This window comes from Streptomyces sp. NPDC111656, assembly GCF_055656965.1.
In genome coordinates this window covers 118,669-139,723 of the sequence record NZ_JBVKCA010000008.1, presented here as the reverse complement: position 1 = coordinate 139,723, position 21,055 = coordinate 118,669, and the positions used below count along the sequence as shown (strand labels likewise).

General features: G+C 69.4%; 17 protein-coding genes and 1 tRNA gene. 10 read left to right on the top strand and 8 right to left on the bottom strand.

The window, feature by feature from the left end; translation table 11 throughout:
- Positions 1–31: 31 nt before the first annotated feature.
- The 6 genes from ACZ7M3_RS24330 to ACZ7M3_RS24305 all read right to left on the bottom strand — a co-directional run bounded on the left by ACZ7M3_RS24330 (position 32) and on the right by ACZ7M3_RS24305 (position 7,337).
- On the bottom strand, positions 32–1,246 hold the full coding sequence (locus ACZ7M3_RS24330; RefSeq protein ID WP_452981915.1) for a ketosynthase chain-length factor: 1,215 nt from the start codon (positions 1,244–1,246) through the stop codon (positions 32–34).
- On the bottom strand, positions 1,243–2,514 hold the full coding sequence (locus ACZ7M3_RS24325) for a beta-ketoacyl-[acyl-carrier-protein] synthase family protein (RefSeq protein ID WP_099921685.1): 1,272 nt from the start codon (positions 2,512–2,514) through the stop codon (positions 1,243–1,245). The genes ACZ7M3_RS24330 and ACZ7M3_RS24325 overlap by 4 nt, the downstream gene beginning before the upstream one ends.
- A complete protein-coding gene (locus tag ACZ7M3_RS24320) occupies positions 2,511–2,840 on the bottom strand; it encodes a TcmI family type II polyketide cyclase (RefSeq protein WP_054237209.1) in 330 nt (109 codons plus the stop codon). Before ACZ7M3_RS24320 ends, ACZ7M3_RS24325 begins: the two co-directional genes overlap by 4 nt.
- A gap of 165 nt (positions 2,841–3,005) precedes the next feature.
- Entirely contained in the window at positions 3,006–4,781 is a 1,776-nt protein-coding gene (locus ACZ7M3_RS24315) for an acetyl/propionyl/methylcrotonyl-CoA carboxylase subunit alpha (RefSeq protein ID WP_472065664.1), read from the bottom strand.
- A 433-nt stretch (positions 4,782–5,214) separates the two neighbouring features.
- Positions 5,215–6,174: an NAD-dependent epimerase/dehydratase family protein gene (locus ACZ7M3_RS24310; RefSeq protein WP_351317297.1), complete on the bottom strand. Its 960-nt coding sequence runs from the start codon at positions 6,172–6,174 to the stop codon at positions 5,215–5,217.
- Positions 6,175–6,230: 56 nt separating this feature from the next.
- Positions 6,231–7,337: a ScbA/BarX family gamma-butyrolactone biosynthesis protein gene (locus tag ACZ7M3_RS24305; RefSeq protein WP_472065663.1), complete on the bottom strand. Its 1,107-nt coding sequence runs from the start codon at positions 7,335–7,337 to the stop codon at positions 6,231–6,233.
- A 474-nt stretch (positions 7,338–7,811) separates the two neighbouring features.
- Here ACZ7M3_RS24305 and ACZ7M3_RS24300 point away from each other — a divergent pair, with 474 nt between their 5' ends.
- Both ACZ7M3_RS24300 and ACZ7M3_RS24295 read left to right on the top strand, forming a co-directional pair.
- On the top strand, positions 7,812–8,606 hold the full coding sequence (locus ACZ7M3_RS24300; RefSeq protein WP_095853665.1) for a response regulator transcription factor: 795 nt from the start codon (positions 7,812–7,814) through the stop codon (positions 8,604–8,606).
- A gap of 221 nt (positions 8,607–8,827) precedes the next feature.
- Positions 8,828–9,448 (top strand): ScbR family autoregulator-binding transcription factor, encoded by a 621-nt coding sequence (locus ACZ7M3_RS24295; protein ID WP_054236402.1) that lies wholly within the window; start codon positions 8,828–8,830, stop codon positions 9,446–9,448.
- A 455-nt stretch (positions 9,449–9,903) separates the two neighbouring features.
- Here ACZ7M3_RS24295 and ACZ7M3_RS24290 read toward each other — a convergent pair whose 3' ends face one another.
- Positions 9,904–10,509, bottom strand: a complete 606-nt coding sequence (locus ACZ7M3_RS24290; protein WP_121415596.1) for a TetR/AcrR family transcriptional regulator — start codon at positions 10,507–10,509, stop codon at positions 9,904–9,906.
- Positions 10,510–10,820: 311 nt separating this feature from the next.
- On the opposite strand from ACZ7M3_RS24290, the gene ACZ7M3_RS24285 reads away from it, so the two are divergent.
- Positions 10,821–12,020, top strand: a complete 1,200-nt coding sequence (locus ACZ7M3_RS24285; RefSeq protein WP_472065662.1) for a sensor histidine kinase — start codon at positions 10,821–10,823, stop codon at positions 12,018–12,020.
- Between the two features lie 134 nt (positions 12,021–12,154).
- Here ACZ7M3_RS24285 and ACZ7M3_RS24280 read toward each other — a convergent pair.
- A tRNA-Leu gene (locus ACZ7M3_RS24280) sits at positions 12,155–12,241 on the bottom strand.
- Between the two features lie 367 nt (positions 12,242–12,608).
- On the opposite strand from ACZ7M3_RS24280, the gene ACZ7M3_RS24275 reads away from it, so the two are divergent.
- From ACZ7M3_RS24275 to pknB, 7 genes are all read left to right on the top strand, one after another.
- Entirely contained in the window at positions 12,609–12,752 is a 144-nt protein-coding gene (locus tag ACZ7M3_RS24275) for a hypothetical protein (protein ID WP_177324350.1), read from the top strand.
- On the top strand, positions 12,740–13,597 hold the full coding sequence (locus ACZ7M3_RS24270) for an FhaA domain-containing protein (protein WP_452966782.1): 858 nt from the start codon (positions 12,740–12,742) through the stop codon (positions 13,595–13,597). The genes ACZ7M3_RS24275 and ACZ7M3_RS24270 overlap by 13 nt, the downstream gene beginning before the upstream one ends.
- A 10-nt stretch (positions 13,598–13,607) precedes the next feature.
- The gene (locus tag ACZ7M3_RS24265) at positions 13,608–14,138 is read left to right on the top strand and encodes an FHA domain-containing protein FhaB/FipA (RefSeq protein WP_095853669.1); all 531 of its coding nucleotides are present in this window, start codon (positions 13,608–13,610) and stop codon (positions 14,136–14,138) included.
- 98 nt (positions 14,139–14,236) lie between these two features.
- Complete coding sequence (locus ACZ7M3_RS24260; protein ID WP_472065912.1) at positions 14,237–15,823, top strand: Stp1/IreP family PP2C-type Ser/Thr phosphatase; 1,587 nt, start codon at positions 14,237–14,239, stop codon at positions 15,821–15,823.
- Positions 15,824–15,849: 26 nt separating this feature from the next.
- Positions 15,850–17,298, top strand: coding sequence for an FtsW/RodA/SpoVE family cell cycle protein (locus ACZ7M3_RS24255; protein ID WP_472065661.1), 1,449 nt, complete (start codon positions 15,850–15,852; stop codon positions 17,296–17,298).
- Entirely contained in the window at positions 17,295–18,785 is a 1,491-nt protein-coding gene (locus ACZ7M3_RS24250) for a penicillin-binding transpeptidase domain-containing protein (RefSeq protein WP_472065660.1), read from the top strand. The genes ACZ7M3_RS24255 and ACZ7M3_RS24250 overlap by 4 nt, the downstream gene beginning before the upstream one ends.
- A 170-nt stretch (positions 18,786–18,955) precedes the next feature.
- Positions 18,956–20,959 (top strand): Stk1 family PASTA domain-containing Ser/Thr kinase, encoded by a 2,004-nt coding sequence (gene pknB / locus ACZ7M3_RS24245; RefSeq protein ID WP_472065659.1) that lies wholly within the window; start codon positions 18,956–18,958, stop codon positions 20,957–20,959.
- Positions 20,960–21,055 lie beyond the last annotated feature (96 nt).

Below are 21,055 nucleotides of genomic sequence, written 5' to 3'. Positions count from 1 at the left end.
TCTCGGGGGTGTGGGGGGCAGGGGGTGCCGGTCAGTCGACGGCGCGGACCACGACGGCCGAGTTGAAGCCGCCGTAACCGCGGGCCAGGACCAGGGCGGTGCGCACCTGTGCGGTGCGCGACTGGTTGAGGACCAGGTCGAGGCCGTACTCCTCGTCGGGGTTGATGTGGACCGTCGGAGGGATGAGGCCCTCCTCGATGGCCAGCAGCGCGGTGGCGACGTCGAGCGGGGCCGCGCCGGAGTACAGCCGGCCCGTCATCGTCTTGGGCGCGGTGACCGGGACACCCCGGACCCCGAAGACCGCCGAGATCGCGTCGGCCTCGACACGGTCCAGCTCCGGCACGCCCGCCGCGTCCGCGAAGACCACGTCGACGTCCTCGGGGGCGGTGCCCGCGTCGGCGAGGGCGAGTTCGATCGCCTTGCGCAGGGCGGGCTCGCGGTCGCTGCCGGGCCGCGGGTCGAACGTCGAGCCGTAGCCCGCGATCTCGCCGTAGATCTTGGCGCCGCGCTCGCACGCCGACTCGACCGACTCCATGATCAGGATGGCGCCGCCCTCGCCCGGCACGTAACCGGCCGCGTCGGCGTCGAAGGGCAGGTAGGCACGGGTCGGCTCGTCGCTGGTGCTCAGCCGGTCGCCGGCCATCTGCGCCACCCAGCCCCAGGGGCAGATCGACGCGTCGACGCCCCCGGAGACGATCATCGGGGTGCCCTTGCGGATGAGCCGTCGGCCGTGCGCCACCGCGTCGAGACCGCCGGCCTCGTCACTCACGATGACGCCGCTGGGGCCCTTGAGCCCGTTGCGGATGGATATCTGGCCGCTGTTGACGGCGTAGAACCAGGCGAAGGACTGGTACGCGGACACGTACTGGCTGCCCTGGCTCCACAGCTTCTCCAGCTCGCCCTGTCCGAACTCGAAGCCGCCCGAGGAACTGGCCGTGACGACGCCCATGTCGTACTCGGGCAGTTCCTCGGGGTCGATGCCCGCGTCCGCGAGCGCCCACTCGGCGGCGACCAGCGCCATCCGGGTCATGTGGTCGGTCTGCGGCAGCAGCCGGCTCGGCAGCACGTCCGCGGCGACGAAGCCGGGCACCTCGCCCGCGAGGGTCGAGGGGTAGGAGGACGGGTCGAAGCGGGTGACCCGCCCGATGCCGTTCTTGCCGGTCCGGGTGGCGGCCCAGTAGTCCTGTGTGCCCAGTCCGTTGGGGGCGGCGATGCCCAGACCGGTCACTACCACCGTGGTGGTCATGCCACGCTCCTCTCGGGACGCGCCAGCACCATGGCGCTCTGGAATCCCCCGAAGCCGCTGCCGACCGTGAGCACCGCGTCGGTGAGCTGCTCACGGGCGACCAGCGGCACGTAGTCGAGGTCGCACTTGGGGTCGGGGGTGGTGAGGTTGGCCGTGGGCGGCACGACGTGGTTCTCCATCGCCAGCGCGGACGCGGCGATCTCGATGGAGCCGATCGCGCCGAGCGAGTGCCCGACCATCGACTTGATCGAGCTGACCGGGGTCCGGTAGGCGTGGTCGCCCAGGCTCCGCTTGAACGCCTCGGTCTCGTGGCGGTCGTTCTGCTTGGTGCCCGAGCCGTGCGCGTTGATGTAGTCGATCTCGGTCGCGTTCATCCTGGCCTCGTCGAGCGCGACCGTGATGGCCTCGGCCATCTCCGCCCCGTCCGGACGCAGACCCGTCATGTGGTACGCGTTCGAGCGCGTCGCATAGCCCGCGATCTCGGCGTAGATGTGCGCGCCGCGCCGCTTGGCGCTCTCCAGCTCCTCCAGGACGAACACGGCGGCACCCTCCCCGAGGACGAACCCGTTGCGGGTTCCGTCGAAGGGGCGCGAGGCGCGCTCGGGTACGTCGTCCCGGGGCGTCGTCGCCTTGATCGCGTCGAAGCACGCCATCGTGATCGGCGAGATCGGGGCGTCGGACGAACCCGTGATCATGACGTCCGCCGAGCCCTCGCGGAGCAGCTCCACGGCGTGCCCGACCGAGTCGATGCCGGACGTACAACCCGTGGAGACCACCGTGTTGGGGCCCTGCGCGCCCACGGCCCACGCGACCTCGGCCGCGAAGGAGCTGGGGACCAGGTAGTTGTACAGGTGCGGGACCGTGTAGGCGTGGTCGACCAGGTGGAGCCGGCCGCCGTCGCTGACGACGTTGTACTCCTCGTCCAGACCCATGGTCGCGCCGACCGCGCTGCCGATGGTGACGCCGACCCGGTACGGGTCGTAGGCGTCGATGTCGATACCGCTGTCGGCGACCGCGCCACGGGCCGCGACCACCGCGAACTGCGCGGCGCGGTCCATCCGGCGTATCTCCTGCGGGCGCAGTCCGTGCTCCGCGGGATCGAAGTCGATCTCGGCGGCGACCCGGGAACGGAACGGGCTGGGGTCGAAGAACGTGATGCGGCGGGTGGCCGTGCGGCCCTCGCTCAGCAGGTTCCAGAAGTTCTTCGCCCCGACACCACCGGGGGCGAGCACCTCGATACCGGTGATGACAACTCGTCGGCCGGTCACGCGGACGCCTCCCAGTTGTAGAAGCGTGTGGCCATCGCGTCGGCCGGGGAGCGCCAGGTGGCCGGGTCGTACGCCTCGATGAACGGCTTCAGGTCCTCGCTGATCTGTATGAAGCGGGGGTCGTGCCGTGCGTGCTGGATCAGCTCGCCGCCGTTGTCCGCGTCGAAGTCCTGGAGGTGGAAGTACAGACCCCGGTACTGGAAGAGCTGGCGCCGGCGCGTGCCCATGCGGTGCGGCATTTCCGTGTCGTCGAAATCACCGAAAATCTTCGCGACGTCGACGCTCGACCCGGGATCCATCCGAGCCACAATCAGCGTGCTGTACATACGTTTCCCTCTCCTCGGGGCCCACCACACAACAGTTGACGAAAGCTCATATTCAGTATCTTGGGCGGTACGAGCGGTTTCAATATTCCCTGTGTCAGGGAATTGTCAGACCGGTTCAGAATTGCGCTGGAGAATGCCGGGGAATGCTGGGGACTGCCGGGGAATTCAGCTGGTGATTTCGCACATGGCGGCGCCCGAGGCGACGGACGCGCCCACTTCGGCGGTGAGGCTCTTGACGATCCCCGAGCGGTGGGCGTTGAGGGGCTGTTCCATCTTCATGGCCTCCAGGACGACGACGAGGTCGCCCTCCTTGACCTCCTGGCCCTCCTCGACCGCGACCTTGACGATCGTGCCCTGCATGGGCGAGGCGAGCGTGTCACCGGAGGCGACCGGGCCGGACTTCTTGGCCGCGCGGCGCTTGGGCTTGGCGCCGGCGGCGAGGCCGGTGCGGGCCAGGGACATGCCCAGCGAGGACGGCAGCGAGACCTCGAGGCGCTTGCCGCCGACCTCGACGACGACGGACTCGCGGCCCGGCTCGCCCTCCGCCTCCGCCACCTCGGCGGGGTGGGCGAAGGCCGGGATGTCATTGACGAACTCGGTCTCGATCCAGCGGGTGTGGACCGTGAACGGGTCGGCGGAGCCGGTCAGTTCGGGGGCGAAGGCCGGGTCCTTGACGACCGCGCGGTGGAAGGGCAGCGCGGTGGCCATCCCGCCGATCTCGAACTCCTCGAGGGCGCGGGCGGCGCGCTGGAGCGCCTGCTCGCGGGTGGCGCCGGTGACGATCAGCTTGGCGAGCAGGGAGTCCCAGGCCGGACCGATCACGCTGCCGCACTGCACACCCGCGTCCAGGCGGACGCCGGGGCCGGAGGGCGGCGCGAAGGTGGAGACCGTGCCGGGGGCCGGGAGGAAACCTCGGCCGGGGTCCTCGCCGTTGATGCGGAACTCGAAGGAGTGGCCGCGCAGGGCGGGGTCGCCGTAGCCGAGTTCCTCGCCGTCGGCGATGCGGAACATCTCGCGGACGAGGTCGATGCCGGCGACTTCCTCGGTGACGGGGTGTTCGACCTGGAGGCGGGTGTTGACCTCGAGGAAGGAGATCGTGCCGTCCATGCCGACGAGGAACTCCACGGTGCCGGCGCCGACGTAGCCGGCTTCCTTGAGGATCGCCTTGGAGGAGGAGTACAGCTCCGCCACCTGGGCGTCCGACAGGAACGGCGCGGGGGCCTCTTCCACCAGTTTCTGGTGGCGGCGCTGGAGGGAGCAGTCACGGGTGGAGACGACGACGACGTTGCCGTGGGTGTCGGCCAGGCACTGGGTCTCGACGTGGCGGGGCTTGTCGAGGTAGCGCTCGACGAAGCACTCGCCGCGGCCGAACGCGGCGACCGCCTCGCGCACGGCGGAGTCGTAGAGCTCGGGGACCTCTTCGAGGGTGCGGGCGACCTTCAGGCCGCGTCCGCCGCCGCCGAAGGCGGCCTTGATCGCGATCGGGAGCCCGTGCTCCTTGGCGAAGGCGACGACCTCGTCGGCGCCGTTCACCGGGTCGGGGGTGCCCGCGACGAGGGGGGCGCCGGCGCGCTGGGCGATGTGGCGGGCGGCGACCTTGTCGCCGAGGTCGCGGATGGCCTGCGGGGGCGGGCCGATCCAGGTCAGGCCGGCGTCCAGGACCGCCTGGGCGAACTCGGCGTTCTCCGACAGGAAGCCGTAGCCCGGGTGGATGGCGTCCGCGCCGGAGTCCTTGGCGGCCTGGAGGACCTTGGCGATGTCCAGGTAGCTGGTGGCGGGGGTGTCACCGCCCAAAGCGAACGCCTCGTCCGCCGCCCGGACATGCAAAGCGTCCCTGTCTGGTTCCGCATACACAGCAACGCTCGCGATCCCGGCATCCCGGCACGCCCGGGCCACGCGGACAGCGATTTCGCCACGGTTGGCGATGAGCACCTTGCGCACGATGAACCTCCCAGACTCCGCTCGGAGCCACAAGACTGTTCGAGTGCGCACTTCCCCTTCAATACGGTCCGTTGCAGAACTGGGTCAGAATCCGCAGACCCGGGGCAGCACTTACCGGAAGAGGAAAGGGGAAGGTCAGACCTCCGTCAAATAGCCGGACCCGGCGGACGGATCCGCCGGGTCCGGAAAGAAAAGGAATGCGCCATTCCGCAGAGAATTTCGAGGGACGACCGGGGGGAGTTCGAAGGCGTTCCGGCACGGCGTTCGGGAGGGTTCCGGGACGGCGTTCCGGGACGGCGTTCCGGAGCGGCGTTCGGGAAGGGTCGGGAGGGGTTCGGGAGGCGCTTCACAGCGTCCCGCGAGGTTTCACGGGCCGGTCGACCACTTGGCAGGTCGACGACGTGGCCGGTCGAGCTCCCGGGCTCGTCCCCGGTCAACCGTCCCGCAGGGCCTTGCGGTACCAGGGCGCCGCGAGGGGGAAATCGGTGTCGAAACCGGCGCCGGGTGCGCGACGCAGGTCGGACCAGAGCGGGGTGCTGTCGAAGACGTGGTCGGTGGTGAACATGTCGAGTCCGGACGGAGGTACGCCGTTCTCGGCCAGGACCGCCCGGGCTCGGTCGACGGTCAGTTCCCGGTCGGGCCACTCGGCCCCGGTGCACTCGGCGACCGCGCGCAGAAGGGTGTCCACGGGGAGCGGCTCCGGGTGGGTGGCGTGGTAGACGGAGGCGGTCAGGTCGGCGGCGGGGGCGAGCGCGGTGGCCACCAGCAGCGCGGCCAGTTCGGGTACGGCGATCACGGAGCTCCGGGCGGGCCAGCCCTCCACCGTGCCGGGCAGCACGCGCAGCATCCGGGTCAGGCCGGGCACCACCCACCGGTCGCCCTCCCCGTACACCAGGTGCGGGCGCAGGACGACACCGCCGGCCGCGAGAACGGTGTCCTCGGCCGCGGCCCGGGTGCGGGACGTGGGCGAGCCCGGGTTGCGGCGCAGTTCTTCGGGCCGGTCGCCGCGGAAGGTGCCACGGCCGTAGACGGACGCGGTGCTCAGCTGGACGATGCGCGCAACCCCCGCGCGGCGCGCTTCCTCGACGAGCGCCGCCGTGCCACGGGCGTTGACGGCCTCGTTGGCCTCGACGCCGCCGCCGATCCGCGAGGCACAGTGGATCAGGACGTCGACGCCGTCGCACACCCCGCGCAAGGACGCGGGGTCGGTCAGATCGGCCCGAACGACGCGAGCACCGTCATGGCCCGCAGGACCCTCCTGGGTCGGGGGACCGGAGCCGAGCAGGGGACTGCGATGGGACATGAGCCTCAAGTCGGCCCGGTACCGGGCCGCTTCACGGGTGACGTGTCCGCCGACGAAGCCGGCGGCGCCGGTGATCAGGATGGTGGGCACGGGTCTGTCTCCTCGGGATGGGGACGGTCTCCCAGGCGTACGGAGGATGCGCGGGCTCAGCGGCCGCGCGGGCTCAGGACGAGCTCGGCGGTGAAGACGGTCTCAGCGTGCTGCGTACCGCGCACCCGCACCAGTACGCCGCCCTCCGTACCGTGCGGTTCGGCCTGCGGCTCGATCCAGCAGGGCGCGTCGAACTCGGCGTAGCGCGCGAAGTTGCTCTTGAGACCCAGCAGGAGGGCGTCCGGCATCCCGGTCGACACGAGGCCGGCCTGCCGGGCGGCTTCCAGCAGGACCATGCCTGGTATGTGATCGACGGGGTGGTCGAAGAAGGTGGGATGGGCGGTGTCGACGCGCAGTTCCCAGCGGTCGCCACCGCCGGAGGCCGATCCGGGCTCGGCGAGCAGCACGTGCCGGTCGTCGGAGTGGCCCACCGCGGCCGGGTCGATCGCGGGCGGCACGACGCGGTCGGTGGTGGTGGGCCGGCCGGCGCGCAGCCTGCGGTGGACGGCGGGACTGGTGCAGCTGAACGCGGCGCCGGCGGTGGCCAGCGCCCTTCCGTCGCGCAGCACGGTGACGTCGTAGCGCATACCACCGAGCACCCGGCCCCTGCGGACGATGTCGCGGCAGACCGTGCGCAGTTCGACCTCCGTGGGGACGGCGTCCGCGACGAGGAGTTCGGGGGAGGTGCTGAAGAACATGTCCCACATCAGGAACTGGTGCCCGAAGGGGACGCCGAACTCCGCGTGCGCGAGCAGGGAACCGATCTGGCGGACGGACTCGATCAGGAGCATCGGGTCCTGGTAGCCGCCGGACTGGGTGAAGAAGGAGTGGCTGCGCGGCCATTGGGCGCTGACCGCGAATTCGTCCGGGTCGGGTCCGGCTGGTTCGGCGGCGGCCTCCCAGCCGGTCAGCAACACCTCCGAGACGGCGGCGCGATGGACGTACTCACGCGGAACCGTCGTGGTCAGCCGCGGCGTCAGAGTTCGCGCGGCGGTCTGGACGGAGGCTTGGGCAGAGGTCTGGACAGAGACCTGGGCAGAGGTCTGAACGGCGGGTTGAACAGCGGTTCGGGCAGCGGGTCGTGAGACGGTTCGTGAGGCGCTGGTGCCCACCGTCGCGACGTCGTCTTCGACGGACACACGGGTGGAGGTGGTGTACGACATGTACGGCACTCCTGTCTGTTTCCGAGCAGGGGGCAGCAATCCGTACCGCCGGCAGCCACCCCCCGTGGCCGACGTTCTCTCGCTCACACAAGATACAGACATGTCTGTTCGGTTTTTCAAGTAAAGCTTTAGCATCCTTCGAGCGATGAGCCGTCACTACGGGCCGGTACAGCACGATTGCGCCACTGGCGACGCCCGATCTTTCAAACCGTGCAGACCTGCATGGTTAGCGCCAAGGACACACGCAGGACAAGGAGGTCCACCCCGACCGCAACCTGCCGGAAACATGACCTTGAAGCAAGGGATCTCTCCACATACACGCAGTTCAACAAGGGTGGATTGGAAAAGGTACGGACCGACGCGCGGGGGATTTCGAACGCGTTGACAATCAGACAAGTCTGTTTGCTATCGTCCTCATTGTGAGAGTTCAGCAGTCCGTTCCGTGATGACGAGACTGTGCCTCAGGAGGAGCAGATGAATCGGCAAGCCGTGGATCTACTCGACGCCCGATCGCAGCGCAATCTTCCGCACCGCCCCACGATTCCCCAGCCCGGGCGGGCCGTTGCCCCACAGACGGCCGCCGACCACCCCGGCCCCCCGGCCGGCGCACTGCGCGTCCTGGTCGTAGAAAACGATGTCAGGGCCGCCGACTCCCTCGTCCAGGGCCTGCTGCGGCAGGGGTACGCCGCGCAGAGCGTGGCCACCGGCACCAAGGCGCTCCAGGCGCACCGCGATGCCGATCTCCTCCTGCTCGACCTGGACCTGCCCGACCTGGACGGGCTCGAGGTGTGCCGGGGCATCCGCGCGGTCTGCGACACCCCGGTCATCGCCGTCACCGCGCGCGGCTCCGAGCTCGACAGGGTGCTCGGACTGCAGGCCGGCTCGGACGACTACCTGGTCAAGCCGTACGGCTTCCGCGAGTTGCTGGCCCGGATGGAGGCGGTGATGCGCCGGGTGCGTCAACAGCCCGCCGCCGCCCAGGTCATCACCCACGGGCCGCTGCGCATCGACGTCGGCACCCGGGTGGCCACGCTGCACGGGAAGCCGGTGGACCTGACCCGCAAGGAGTTCGACCTGCTGCACTTACTGGCCTCGCAGCCCGGCACCGTCATGCCGCGACGCCAGCTCATGGCGCAGGTCTGGGACGACACCTGGTCCCACCGCGGGCGCACCATCGACACCCACGTCAGCAGCCTGCGCGGCAAGCTCGGTTCGAGCAGTTGGATCATCACCGTACGCGGTGTCGGTTTTCGGCTCGGCCACCCGTGAGCGGCACCCGCAGGCCGTATGAAGACCACGCAAAGGCCGCTTGAGGGCCGCTCGAAGACCACTCGAGGTCCACTTGAGAAGCACTCGATGAACGGCCGAGGACCGACCGAAAATCGAGCCAAACCGGAAGCAAATACTCCCGCGTGCTGGCGGCGTGCCGCCTTGCCGATACAATACAGACCAGTCGGTAAAATTCCAGTGGGCGAGAGCAAGGACCTGGTATGGCCACACAAGAGCGCGGGACGAGGTCGAGGCACTCGATCCTGGAGTCCGCGGCCCGCGTGTTCGACGAGCGCGGCTACGACGCGGCGAGCACCAACGACATCCTGGCCCGGACGGGCCTCACTCGAGGCGCGCTTTACCACCACTTCCCCTCCAAGGAAGCGATCGCCGTGGCCCTCGTGACCGCGCACAGCGAGGCGCTGGTGGTGCCGGACCAGGCGGTGAAGCTCCAGGCCGTCATCGACCTCACCCTGGAGTTCGCCCAGCGTCTCCAGCGCGATCCGGTGCTACGGGCCAGCGTGCGGCTCGCCGTCGAGCAGACGTCGTTCTCGCGGCCGCCGCAGACGGCGTACGAGCAGTCCGGCGCCGCCATACTCGCTCTGCTGCGGCAGGCCGAGGAGCAGGGCGAGATCCTGCCGGGCGTGGACATCCAGGAAGCGACGTCGACCATCGTCGGCGCCTTCACCGGCCTGCAGTTGATGTCCCAGGTCTACAGCAACCGCGAGGACCTGCCGGAACGCATCGGAGCGTTCTGGCGCTTCATGCTGCCCGGCCTGGCCACGCCCGGCATGCTCGGCCGCCTCCGCACCATCCCGCCGCCGGCCCGCGAGACGGCCTGACCCCCGCCCGACACCCCCACACCCAAGTCCACAACCGAGCCCCGCGCTCTGCCCACACCCTGCACCGCGCCCCGCACCGCCTGCCGAACAACACACGGCGCCCCGAACGCGAACTCCCGGGCGGGGCCGCCTCACCCGTGACGGACCCGAGCCCGACACCTCACCTGGGCCAAGCCCCCCCCCCCACCGCGGGTCCCCTTCGCATGCCGTCCCGTTCACAGGCACCGCCCCGCAACCGACCTCTGGACACCGAGGGCTCCACCCACACGCGGGCTCAAGCCCCCTCCCGGGCTCCAGCCCCCTCCCGCTTGCCGGGCGGGGCCGGTGTCCCCCGGGTCCTGGGCCGCGTACCCAAGCCCTGTTGAGTTCCGCGCACCGGCCCTCAGGCCAACTCCGACCAGGACGTGGGACCTTGAGGAGAACGCAGAGGGCCGCCCTCACCCCCGCTGCCGAACTCAGCCCGCCTCGGACCCGCTCCCCACCCGTCGTTCCTCTCCCGCCAGCCCCTCCCCGGCCAACGAGAACAACGGGCGCAGCAACACCCACAACCGCTTGGACGTCTTGGGGTCCCACCACTCCGCGTCCGTGTGCCCGAGCGACTCCAGCCCCGCGGCCACCACCACCGCCAGGTCGGCCAGATCCTCCGGCGCCGGCACGACGTCCCGGTGCGCGTCGACCACCCGCCTGCGCACCAACGCCAGTACGTCGTCACGCAACCGAGGCGGCCCCGCCGAGCCGTCCACCGCCAGCTGTATGCCGGCCCGGACCAGTTCCTCCGTACGCAACGCCTCGCACAGGGCGACCAGGAGGCGCTCCGGGGCATCCTCCACGGGCCCCTCGAAGGCCTCGTCCATCAGCGCGACGACCCGCTCGTGCGCCTGCTCGTACACCGCGGCCGTCAACTCCGCGGTGGAGGAGAAGTGGTGATAGAGAGCCCCCCGGCTCACCCCGGCCCGGCGGCAGATGTTGACCAGTCCCGCATCGGAGAGCCGGCCGTTCGCTATCAGTTCCGCCGCGGCACGGACGAGAGCCTGACGGGTCTGTTCGGACCGGGTCTGCATCAGGCTGCACCTGCCTATTCCTGCTCTTGGCATGAAGGAGCGCGCGGGTGCCCCGAAGGCGCCAGCAACAACCGGAATCATACAACCATGCCTGTTTTAGTCGACAGCCCCGTGAACCCGGACCTCCATTCAATCCCCATAAATCATGCAGCTCTTGCCCATGGACGGACTCTTGACGGCAGGGCGATCCCGTGACCACACCCCATCCGGAACGCCCGCCCGCTCTTGACAATCAGACAAGTCTGTTTGTTACGTTGGCGATGGCCACGTTGCCCCGGCACCCAAGCGTCACCCGAGCGTCGAGGAGTCCGATGAGCAGCACGACCGCCCCCACCGCGCCCACCTCCACGACAGCGCCGACCTCACCGACCAGCCCGGTCTCCCCTGTCACCGCGGCCATCCCCCTGGTCGGCAGTGGATTCGGCGAAGCCCTGCACGAGGGCCTGATCCGCGCGGCGGCCCGGATGTCGTCCCGCCCGGGCCACTCCCCCCTCATGTCGTCCACCACCACCCTGGGGTCCTGGGAGACCGGCGCCGTCCTGGACCGCTTCACCGCCCGCCTCCCCATCGCACTCGCCCCCGCCGAGGCGGAAGTGCCCACCCTGCGCACCACGCTGACGGAGTTCGCCCGCACCGCCCTGGCCCGCGCCGCGGACACCACCCCCACCCCCATCGCCCCGCCCGCCGCCTCCCCGCACCAGGTGGCCGCCGCGGTCGCCCTGCTCCTCGAGTGCGCCCTCCTGCATGTCCTGGAGAACGGCATCGCGCACCACGAGAGCGCGCTGCCGCGCGCGGTCGCGGTCGTCCGGCGCCTCGGCGAGGTCGTCCGGGAGGCAGGGGAGGGCATGTGGTCCGGCGACGACGGCCGCGGCGAGCGCCGCCGGCTGGCCCGGCAGCTGCACGACGAACTGGGCGGCGCCCTGTCCCTCGCCCGACTCAGCCTCGACGCCGCCGCGACCTGCGCCCCCGTCAGGACCGGCTCACCCACGCCTGACTCTCCCGGCGCCGTCGCCGCCCACCTCGCCACCGCCCAAAGGGCACTGGCCGCGGCGGCCAGGGAGAACCAGGCGCTCATCGACGGCGTGCGCGGGCGTGCCGACCTGCCGCCCCTGCGCGAGGCCCTGGAAGCGTTCCTCGCGGGCCCCCGTCCCCGCGACGGCCGCCGTATCCAGGCCTCCGTCGAGGTCATCGGTGACGAGTGGACCCTCTCCGAGCGGCACCGGGAGGAGACCTTCCTCGCTCTGCGCGAGGCCCTGCGCGACCGCTTGGCCCGCTCGGGCGCGCGCCGCGTGGACACCGTCGTACGCATCACCAGGCGCTGGCTGTACGCGAAGGTGACCGACGACGGCCACGGCCCCGCGGCGGGTTCCGCCGGCTCCGCCGATTCCGCGCGGGCCCTGCGCTCCCTCACCGACCGCGTCGAGGACCTCGGCGGCCGGACCGGCATCACCCCGGGCACCCCCACCGGCACCGTGCTGGAGATCCATCTGCCCCTGCGCAGACACCCCTGAGCCCCGCCCGAGGAAAACTGAGAGACAGAACACACTCCGACCGGCACCCCGGCCAACCCCACCCCAGCTCGCCCCCGGACCCGTACCGGAGACATGGAAAAGGGCCCATCGTCTTGACGATGAGCCCTTTTCGCTGGTGCGCGAGGGGGGAGTTGAACCCCCACGCCCTTGCGGGCACTGGAACCTGAATCCAGCGCGTCTGCCTATTCCGCCACCCGCGCATTGGGTGTGTCTTCGGTCTCTCACCGAGTGGTGCGAGCGCCTGTCGACATGCAGAAGATTAGCACGCTGTCCGGGGTGGAATCACATCCCTTTCCACGGCCACGGGCCCCGCCGGCACCGCACGTCTCAGGCCTAACCGGTTCACGTATCAACCTCGTACCGGTCCAGGCCATCTCCCCAGGAGCAGGACAGGGTGCACAGTCAGGTGCGGGACACTGGTCTCGGGTCGCCTCTACGATCCTTGGCAGGAGTAGTGCCGGGAAGTGTTCGAAGAGGAGCCCCGGAGGGAACTCCGGGAAGGGACTTCGGAAGGCGTCGACACCCGTCGACAGGGCCGACAGGGGGAACCAGCCGATTTCCCGACGCGTGGATACGATCAGTAAGCAGTACCAGCAGGACCAGGACGACTACGGCAGGCCGTACGACACGGCGGGCCGTACGCAGTACGACATGGACAGCAGGCAGAACCAGGACGGTCACGAAGGAGGAGGTGCCCCATGGGAGTCCTGAAGAAGTTCGAGCAGCGTCTCGAAGGTCTGGTCAACGGCACCTTCGCCAAGGTGTTCAAGTCCGAGGTCCAGCCCGTGGAGATCGCCGGAGCACTGCAGCGCGAGTGCGACAACAACGCCACGATCTGGAACCGCGACCGGACCGTCGTACCCAACGACTTCATCGTGGAGCTGAGCACGCCGGACTTCGAGCGCCTCAGCCCCTACTCCGGCCAGCTCGGCGACGAGCTCGCCGGGATGGTGCGCGACTACGCCAAGCAGCAGCGCTACACCTTCATGGGCCCCATCAAGGTCCACCTGGAGAAGGCGGACGACCTCGACACCGGTCTCTACCGGGTGCGCAGCCGTACGCTCGCCTCCTCCACCGACCAGCAGGCCCCCGAGCGCGCCCCGGCGGGCCCGCCCCCCGGCCGTCCCGGTGGCTACGGCTATCCGGCGGCCGCCCCGGGCGCGGGTCCCACGGGCGCTCCCCCGATGCCGTCCGCGCCGCCGCCCGGCGTGCGCCCCGGCCCCTCGCCGATGGGCTCACGGCCCGGCGCGGCTCCGGGCCCGGCGGCCGGCGGCCGCATGCGGCACTGGATCGAGATCAACGGCACCCGCCATCAGATCTCCCGCCCGACGTTGGTGATGGGCCGCAGCACCGAAGCCGACGTGCGGATCGACGACCCCGGCGTATCCCGCCGGCACTGTGAGATCCGGACCGGAACGCCCTCGACGATCCAGGATCTCGGGTCCACCAACGGCATCGTGGTGGACGGGCAGCACACCACCCGCGCTACGCTCCGCGACGGCTCGCGGATCGTCGTGGGCAGCACCACCATCATTTACCGGCAAGCCGAAGGGTGAAGCGGGGGCAATGTCAGAGCTGACCCTCACGGTCATGCGGCTGGGTTTCCTGGCCGTACTGTGGCTGTTCGTGATCGTGGCCGTGCAGGTCATCCGTAGCGACCTGTTCGGAACGCGCGTCACACAGCGCGGCTCGCGCAGGGACGCCTCCAGGCCGCAGCAGGCCGCGCGCCAAACCACACCACCTCCGCAGCGCCAGCAGCAGGCGGCGCCGCCGAGCGGCGGCGGTGGCCGGCAGCGCCGCGGCGCCCCCACCAAGCTGGTCGTCTCCGAGGGCACTCTCACGGGCACGACCGTCGCGCTGCAGGGGCAGACCATCACCCTGGGCCGCGCGCACGACAGCACCATCGTGCTGGACGACGACTACGCGTCCAGCCGCCATGCCAGGATCTACCCGGACCGGGACGGCCAGTGGATCGTCGAGGACCTCGGCTCCACCAATGGCACGTATCTCGACCGGAGCCGACTGACGACTCCCACGCCCGTTCCGCTGGGCGCGCCGATCCGCATCGGCAAGACCGTCATCGAGCTGCGGAAGTAGTGCTACGTCATGAATGAGCGCGAGCGGAGCGAGCACGCAGCAGCGGTCCACACGACGGACCCCGGCGCGCTCCCGACCGGAGGGTGGGCACCGTGCGGATGTACCCGGAGCCGACGGGCGAGGTGCGCATGAGTCTGTCACTGCGCTTCGCCGCCGGATCGCACAAAGGCATGATCCGCGAGGGCAACGAGGACTCCGGTTACGCCGGTCCCCGCCTGCTCGCGATCGCCGACGGTATGGGCGGCCAGGCCGCCGGTGAGGTCGCCTCCTCCGAGGTGATCTCCACCATCGTCGCGCTCGACGACGACGTCCCGGGCTCCGACATCCTCACCTCGCTGGGCACCGCCGTGCAGCGTGCCAACGACCAGCTGCGGATGATGGTCGAGGAGGACCCCCAGCTGGAGGGCATGGGGACCACCCTCACCGCACTCCTGTGGACCGGTCAGCGCCTCGGCCTCGTGCACGTCGGCGACTCGCGCGCGTACCTCCTGCGTGACGGCGTCCTCACGCAGATCACCCAGGACCACACGTGGGTGCAGCGCCTCGTCGACGAGGGCCGCATCACCGAAGAGGAAGCCACCACCCACCCGCAGCGCTCCCTCCTGATGCGCGCGCTGGGCAGCGGCGACCACGTCGAGCCGGACCTCTCCATCCGCGAAGTCCGCGCCGGCGACCGCTACTTGATCTGCTCCGACGGCCTGTCCGGCGTCGTCTCCCATCAGACGATGGAGGACACGCTCGCCAGCTACCAGGGCCCGCAGGAGACCGTCCAGAACCTCATCGAGCTCGCGCTGCGCGGCGGCGGTCCCGACAACATCACCGTCATCATCGCCGACGTCCTCGACATCGACTCCGGCGACACCCTCGCCGCCCAGCTCTCCGACACCCCGGTCGTGGTCGGCGCGGTCGCCGAGAACCAGCACCAGCACCAGCTGCACGACAACGGCGCCATGCAGACCCCCGCGGGCCGCGCCTCCAGCCTCGGCCGTCCGGTGCCCGGACAGGGCGGTGGCGGCGAGTTCGGCCCGCCCGGCAGCGGCGACACCACCGGATACGTCTCCACGGGCGGCTACGGCGACTACTCCGACGAGGACTTCGTCAAGCCGAGCGCCGGACGCAAGTGGCTGAAGAGAACCCTCTACACCACGCTCGCCCTCGCCGTCATCGGCGGCGGTCTGTACGGCGGCTACCGGTGGACGCAGACGCAGTACTACGTCGGCACCCAGGACCAGCACGTCGCGCTGTACCGCGGGATCAGCCAGGACCTGGCCTGGGTCTCGCTCTCGAAGGTGGAGAAGGATCACCCCGAGATCGAACTCAAGTACCTGCCGCCGTACCAGCAGAAGCAGGTCAAGGCGACGATCGCGGAGGGCGGCCTCCAGAACGCCCAGAAGAAGATCAGCGAGCTCGCCACACAGGCCTCCGCGTGCAAGAAGGACGCCGAGCGCCGCGCCGTCGACAGCAAGAACAGCGCGAAGACCGGCACGGGCCAGGCAGGTGGAACCACGGGAACCACAACCACCTCTCTGACGTCCAAGGCCACGTCCAGCCCGTCCGCGACGCCGAACCCATCGAGCTCGGCACCGTCTTCGAAACCGTCCACCTCCGCCGCACCCACTCCCACACCCGGCCCCAGCCTCTCCGACGAGGAGCAGAAGCTGGTCTCGCTGTGCGGTAAGCAGTAAGAAGCCGTGAGGGGCCCTGTCACACCATGAGCAGTAGTACGAACACGCCGACGCACCACACATCGACCATCGGTTCGATCGGCACACCGAGCCGCCGCAACACCGAGTTGGCGCTGCTGGTGTTCGCCGTTCTCATCCCGGTCTTCGCGTACGCCAACGTGGGCCTGGCCATCGATGAGAAGGTGCCGGCCGGCCTGCTGAGCTACGGCCTCGGCCTCGGCCTGATCGCGGGCGTCGCGCATCTCGGCGTCCGCAAGTTCGCGCCCTACGCCGACCCGCTGCTGCTGCCGCTGGCGACGCTGCTCAACGGCCTCGGCCTGGTGATGATCTGGCGCCTCGACCAGTCCAAGCTGCTCCAGTCGCTGCCCAACTTCACCCAGGCGGCGCCCCGCCAGCTGATGTACACCGCGCTGGGCGTCGGTCTGTTCGTCGCCGTGCTGATCTTCTTGAAGGACCACCGCGTCCTGCAGCGCTACACCTACATCTCCATGTTCGGCGCGCTGATCCTGCTCCTGCTGCCGCTGGTCCCCGGTCTCGGCGCCAACATCTACGGCGCCAAGATCTGGATCTCGATCCCCGGCCTCGGCACCCTCCAGCCCGGTGAGTTCGCGAAGATCATCCTCGCGGTCTTCTTCGCCGGCTACCTCATGGTGAAGCGCGACGCGCTGGCCCTCGCCAGCCGCCGTTTCATGGGCCTCTACCTGCCGCGCGGCCGCGACCTCGGCCCGATCCTGGTCGTCTGGTTCGTCTCCATCCTGATCCTGGTCTTCGAGACCGACCTCGGTACCTCGCTGCTGTTCTTCGGCATGTTCGTGATCATGCTGTACGTCGCCACGGAGCGGACCAGCTGGATCGTCTTCGGTCTGCTGATGTCGGCGGCCGGCGCCGTGGGCGTGGCGAGCTTCGAACCGCACATCCAGACGCGTGTCCAGGCCTGGCTCAACCCGCTGCACGAGTACAAGCTCAGCCAGGCCGGAACCCACGACGGCATCCTCCACTCCGAGCAGGCCATGCAGGCCCTGTGGGCCTTCGGCTCCGGCGGCACGCTCGGCACCGGATGGGGACAGGGCCACTCCGAACTCATCCGGTTCGCCGCCAACTCCGACTTCATCCTCGCCAGCTTCGGCGAGGAACTGGGCCTGGCGGGGATCATGGCGATCCTGGTCATCTACGGCCTGATCGCGGAGCGCGGCATCCGTACGGCGCTCGCGGCCCGCGACCCGTTCGGCAAGCTCCTCGCCGTCGGTCTCTCCGGCGGCTTCGCGCTCCAGGTCTTCGTCGTCGCGGGCGGCGTCATGGGCCTGATCCCCCTCACCGGTATGACGATGCCGTTCGTGGCCTACGGAGGCTCCTCCGTCATCGCCAACTGGGCGCTGATGGGCATCCTCATCAGAATCAGCGACACCGCCCGCCGCCCGGCCCCCGCACCCGCACCCAGCCCCGACGCCGAGATGACCCAGGTGGTCCGCCCGTGAACAAGCCCCTGCGCCGGATCGCGATCTTCTGCGGACTCCTCGTCCTCGCCCTGCTCCTCCGCGACAACTACATCCAGTACGTCCAGGCCGACAGCCTGCGGACCGACACGCTCAACCGCCGCGTCGCCATCGAGCGGTACGCCACCCCGCGCGGCGACATCATCGTCGACGGCAACCCGATCACCGGAGCCACCAAGTCGGCGAAGAGCGGCATCAACGACTTCGAGTACAAGCGCACCTACAAGGACGGCGCGATGTGGGCCCCCGTCACCGGGTACGCCTCCCAGGCCTTCGGCGCCACCCAGCTGGAGAGCATCGAAGACGGCATCCTCACCGGCAACGACGACCGGCTCTTCTTCCGCAACACCCTCGACATGATCACGGGCAAGAAGAAGCAGGGCGGCAACGTCGTCACCACCCTCAACGCCGCCGCGCAGAAGGCCGCGTACCAGGGCCTGCTGAAGCAGGGCAAGGGCGCCGTCGCCGCGATCGACCCGGAGACCGGCGCGATCCTCGCCCTCGCCTCCACCCCGTCGTACGACCCGTCGACCTTCGCCGGGAACTCGTCGAGCGTCGACAGCAAGGCGTGGACGAAGCTGCAGAAGAAGAACAACCCCGACGACCCGACGCTCAACCGGGCGCTGCGCGAGACCTACCCGCCCGGCTCCACCTTCAAGGTGGTCACCGCGGCCGCGGCGCTGCAGAACGGGCTGTACACGTCCGCGGACCAGAAGACGAACTCGCCGCTGCCGTACACCCTGCCGGACACCAAGACCGAGCTGAAGAACGAAGGCAGCATCCCCTGCAAGGACGCGAGCATGCGCATCGCGCTCCGCTACTCCTGCAACACCGTCTTCGGCAAGATCGGCGCAGACCTCGGCAAGGACAAGATGCTGTCGGAGGCCGAGAAGTTCGGCTTCAACGCCGAGCAGTTCACGCCGGTCCGCTCGAACGCCTCCGTCTTCCCCAAGTCGATGGACAAGCCGCAGACCGCGCTCAGCTCCATCGGCCAGTTCGAGACCGCCGCGACCCCGCTGCAGATGGCCATGGTGGCCTCCGCCGTCGCCAATGACGGCACCCTGATGAAGCCGTACATGGTCGACAAGCTGCAGGCCCCGAGCCTGGACGTCATCTCGCAGACCGAGCCGCAGAAGATGAGCGAGCCGCTCTCGAAGGACAACGCCCAGATCCTGCAGTCGATGATGGAGACGGTCGTCAAGGAAGGCACCGGCACCAACGCCCAGATCAACGAGAACGGTGTCACGGTGGGCGGCAAGACCGGTACCGCCCAGCACGGTGTGGACAACAGCGAGAATCCGTACGCCTGGTTCATCTCGTACGCGAAGCTCGCCGACGGCAGCTCTCCGGTCGCCGTCGCCGTGGTGGTCGAGGACGAGAGCGCCAACCGGGACGACATCTCCGGTGGCGGTCTCGCCGCCCCCATCGCGAGGAGCGTGATGAAGGCAGTCATCGACAGCAAGAAGTGACCCCTGTCACGTCCCCTTCACATCGGTGCACGTTGTGATACCGGTCCTGTATCGGGTGACGGGCTTGGCCAGGTCACAGAAGCCGAGCCGGGTACGGTATGCCCGGACGGCACACCGCCGGACCACACAAGCGTGCGGTCGGGACAGACGGAGAGGGCTGGTAGGTAGCTATGGAAGAGCCGCGTCGCCTCGGCGGCCGGTACGAGCTGGGCCAGGTGCTCGGTCGTGGTGGCATGGCGGAGGTACATCTCGCCCATGACACCCGGCTCGGCCGCACCGTGGCGGTGAAGACGCTGCGAGCCGACCTCGCACGCGATCCGTCGTTCCAGGCCCGGTTCCGCCGGGAGGCCCAGTCGGCCGCCTCGCTCAACCATCCCGCGATCGTCGCCGTGTACGACACGGGTGAGGACTACATCGAGGGCATCTCCATCCCGTACATCGTGATGGAGTACGTCGACGGGTCCACGCTGCGCGAGCTGCTGCACTCGGGCCGCAGACTGCTCCCCGAGCGGTCCATGGAGATGACCATCGGCATCCTCCAGGCCCTCGAGTACTCGCACCGCGCCGGAATCGTCCACCGCGACATCAAGCCGGCCAACGTCATGCTGACGCGCAACGGCCAGGTCAAGGTCATGGACTTCGGTATCGCCCGCGCCATGGGTGACTCCGGCATGACGATGACGCAGACCGCCGCGGTCATCGGCACCGCCCAGTACCTCTCCCCGGAGCAGGCGAAGGGCGAGCAGGTCGACGCGCGCTCGGACCTCTACTCGACCGGCTGCCTCCTCTACGAGCTGTTGACCGTGCGTCCGCCGTTCGTGGGCGACTCCCCGGTCGCGGTCGCGTACCAGCACGTACGCGAGGAGCCGCAGCCGCCGTCGGTCTTCGACCCCGAGATCACGCCCGAGATGGACGCGATCGTCCTGAAGGCACTGGTCAAGGACCCGGACTACCGCTATCAGTCCGCCGACGAGATGCGCCAGGACATCGAGGCCTGCCTCGACGGCCAGCCCGTCGCCGCCACGGCCGCCATGGGCTCCGTGGGCTACGGCGGCTACCCGGACGACCAGGCCACCACGGCGCTGCGCTCCTCGGACGCCCAGGCCACGTCCATGCTGCCCCCGATGAACCCGGACGAGGGCGGCTACGGCTACAACAACTACGACGACCGCCCGGCCCGCCGCCGCCAGCAGAAGAAGTCGAACACCTCGACGATCTTGCTGGTCGTGGCGGGTGTGCTGGTCCTGGTCGGCGCGATCCTGATCGGGAAGTGGATGTTCGGGGGCGGCGGGGTGAGCAACAACAGCGTCACCGTGCCCAACCTCGTCAGCCAGTCGCAGAAGGAAGCCACCCAGCTGGCCACCAACGCCGAGCTGAAGGTTTCGATCACCAAGAAACCCTGCGAGAACGAGAAGACGGGCAACGTCTGCGACCAGGACCCCAAGGCGGGCGTGAAGGCCACCAAGGGCGACACCATCAGCCTGGTGGTGTCCACGGGAGCACCCAAGGTCGCGGTGCCCAGCGTCCTGGGCAAGAGCCTGGACGACGCCAAGACGATCCTCGAGGGCGACGGCTACCAGTTCGAGGTCAAGACGAAGGCCCAGGAATCCACGGAGACCCCGGACACCGTCCTGGAGCAGTCCCTGCCGCTCGGCAAGGAGGTGGAGAAGGGATCGACGATCACCCTCACCATCGCCAAGGCCGCCGAGAAGGCCACGGTCCCGGACGTCACCGGCAAGTCGTGTGACGAGGCCAAGGCCGCGATGACGGCCAACAACCTGGTCGGCAACTGCACCGAGATCGACGTGGCCGACCCGAACCAGGCCGGCAAGGTCGTCTCGACCGTTCCGGCGATCGGCAGCTCGGCCGACAAGAACTCCAGCGTGAACATCCAGATCGGCAAGGCGCAGGCCCAGCAGAAGCAGGTCCCGAGCGTCTTCGGCAAGACCGTCCAGCAGGCCAAGCAGATCCTGCAGCAGAACGGCTTCAACAACATCCAGTTCGCCGACGGCAGCGATTCGAGCGACAACGCGATCGTCATCAACCAGGACCCTGCGGCGGGAACGCAGGCAGACCCGAACGCCACGACGATCACCCTCACCACCCAGAGCTTCGGCAACAACGGTGGCAACAACAACGGCGGCAACGGCTTCGGCGGTCTCACCGGAGGCTGACGCAGCGGTGGGAACAGCGGTCGAACGCACTGTGCCCCGCCCGGGAATCCTCCCGGGCGGGGCACAGTGCGTTCGCGGTCGGTCGAGTCGTTTGAC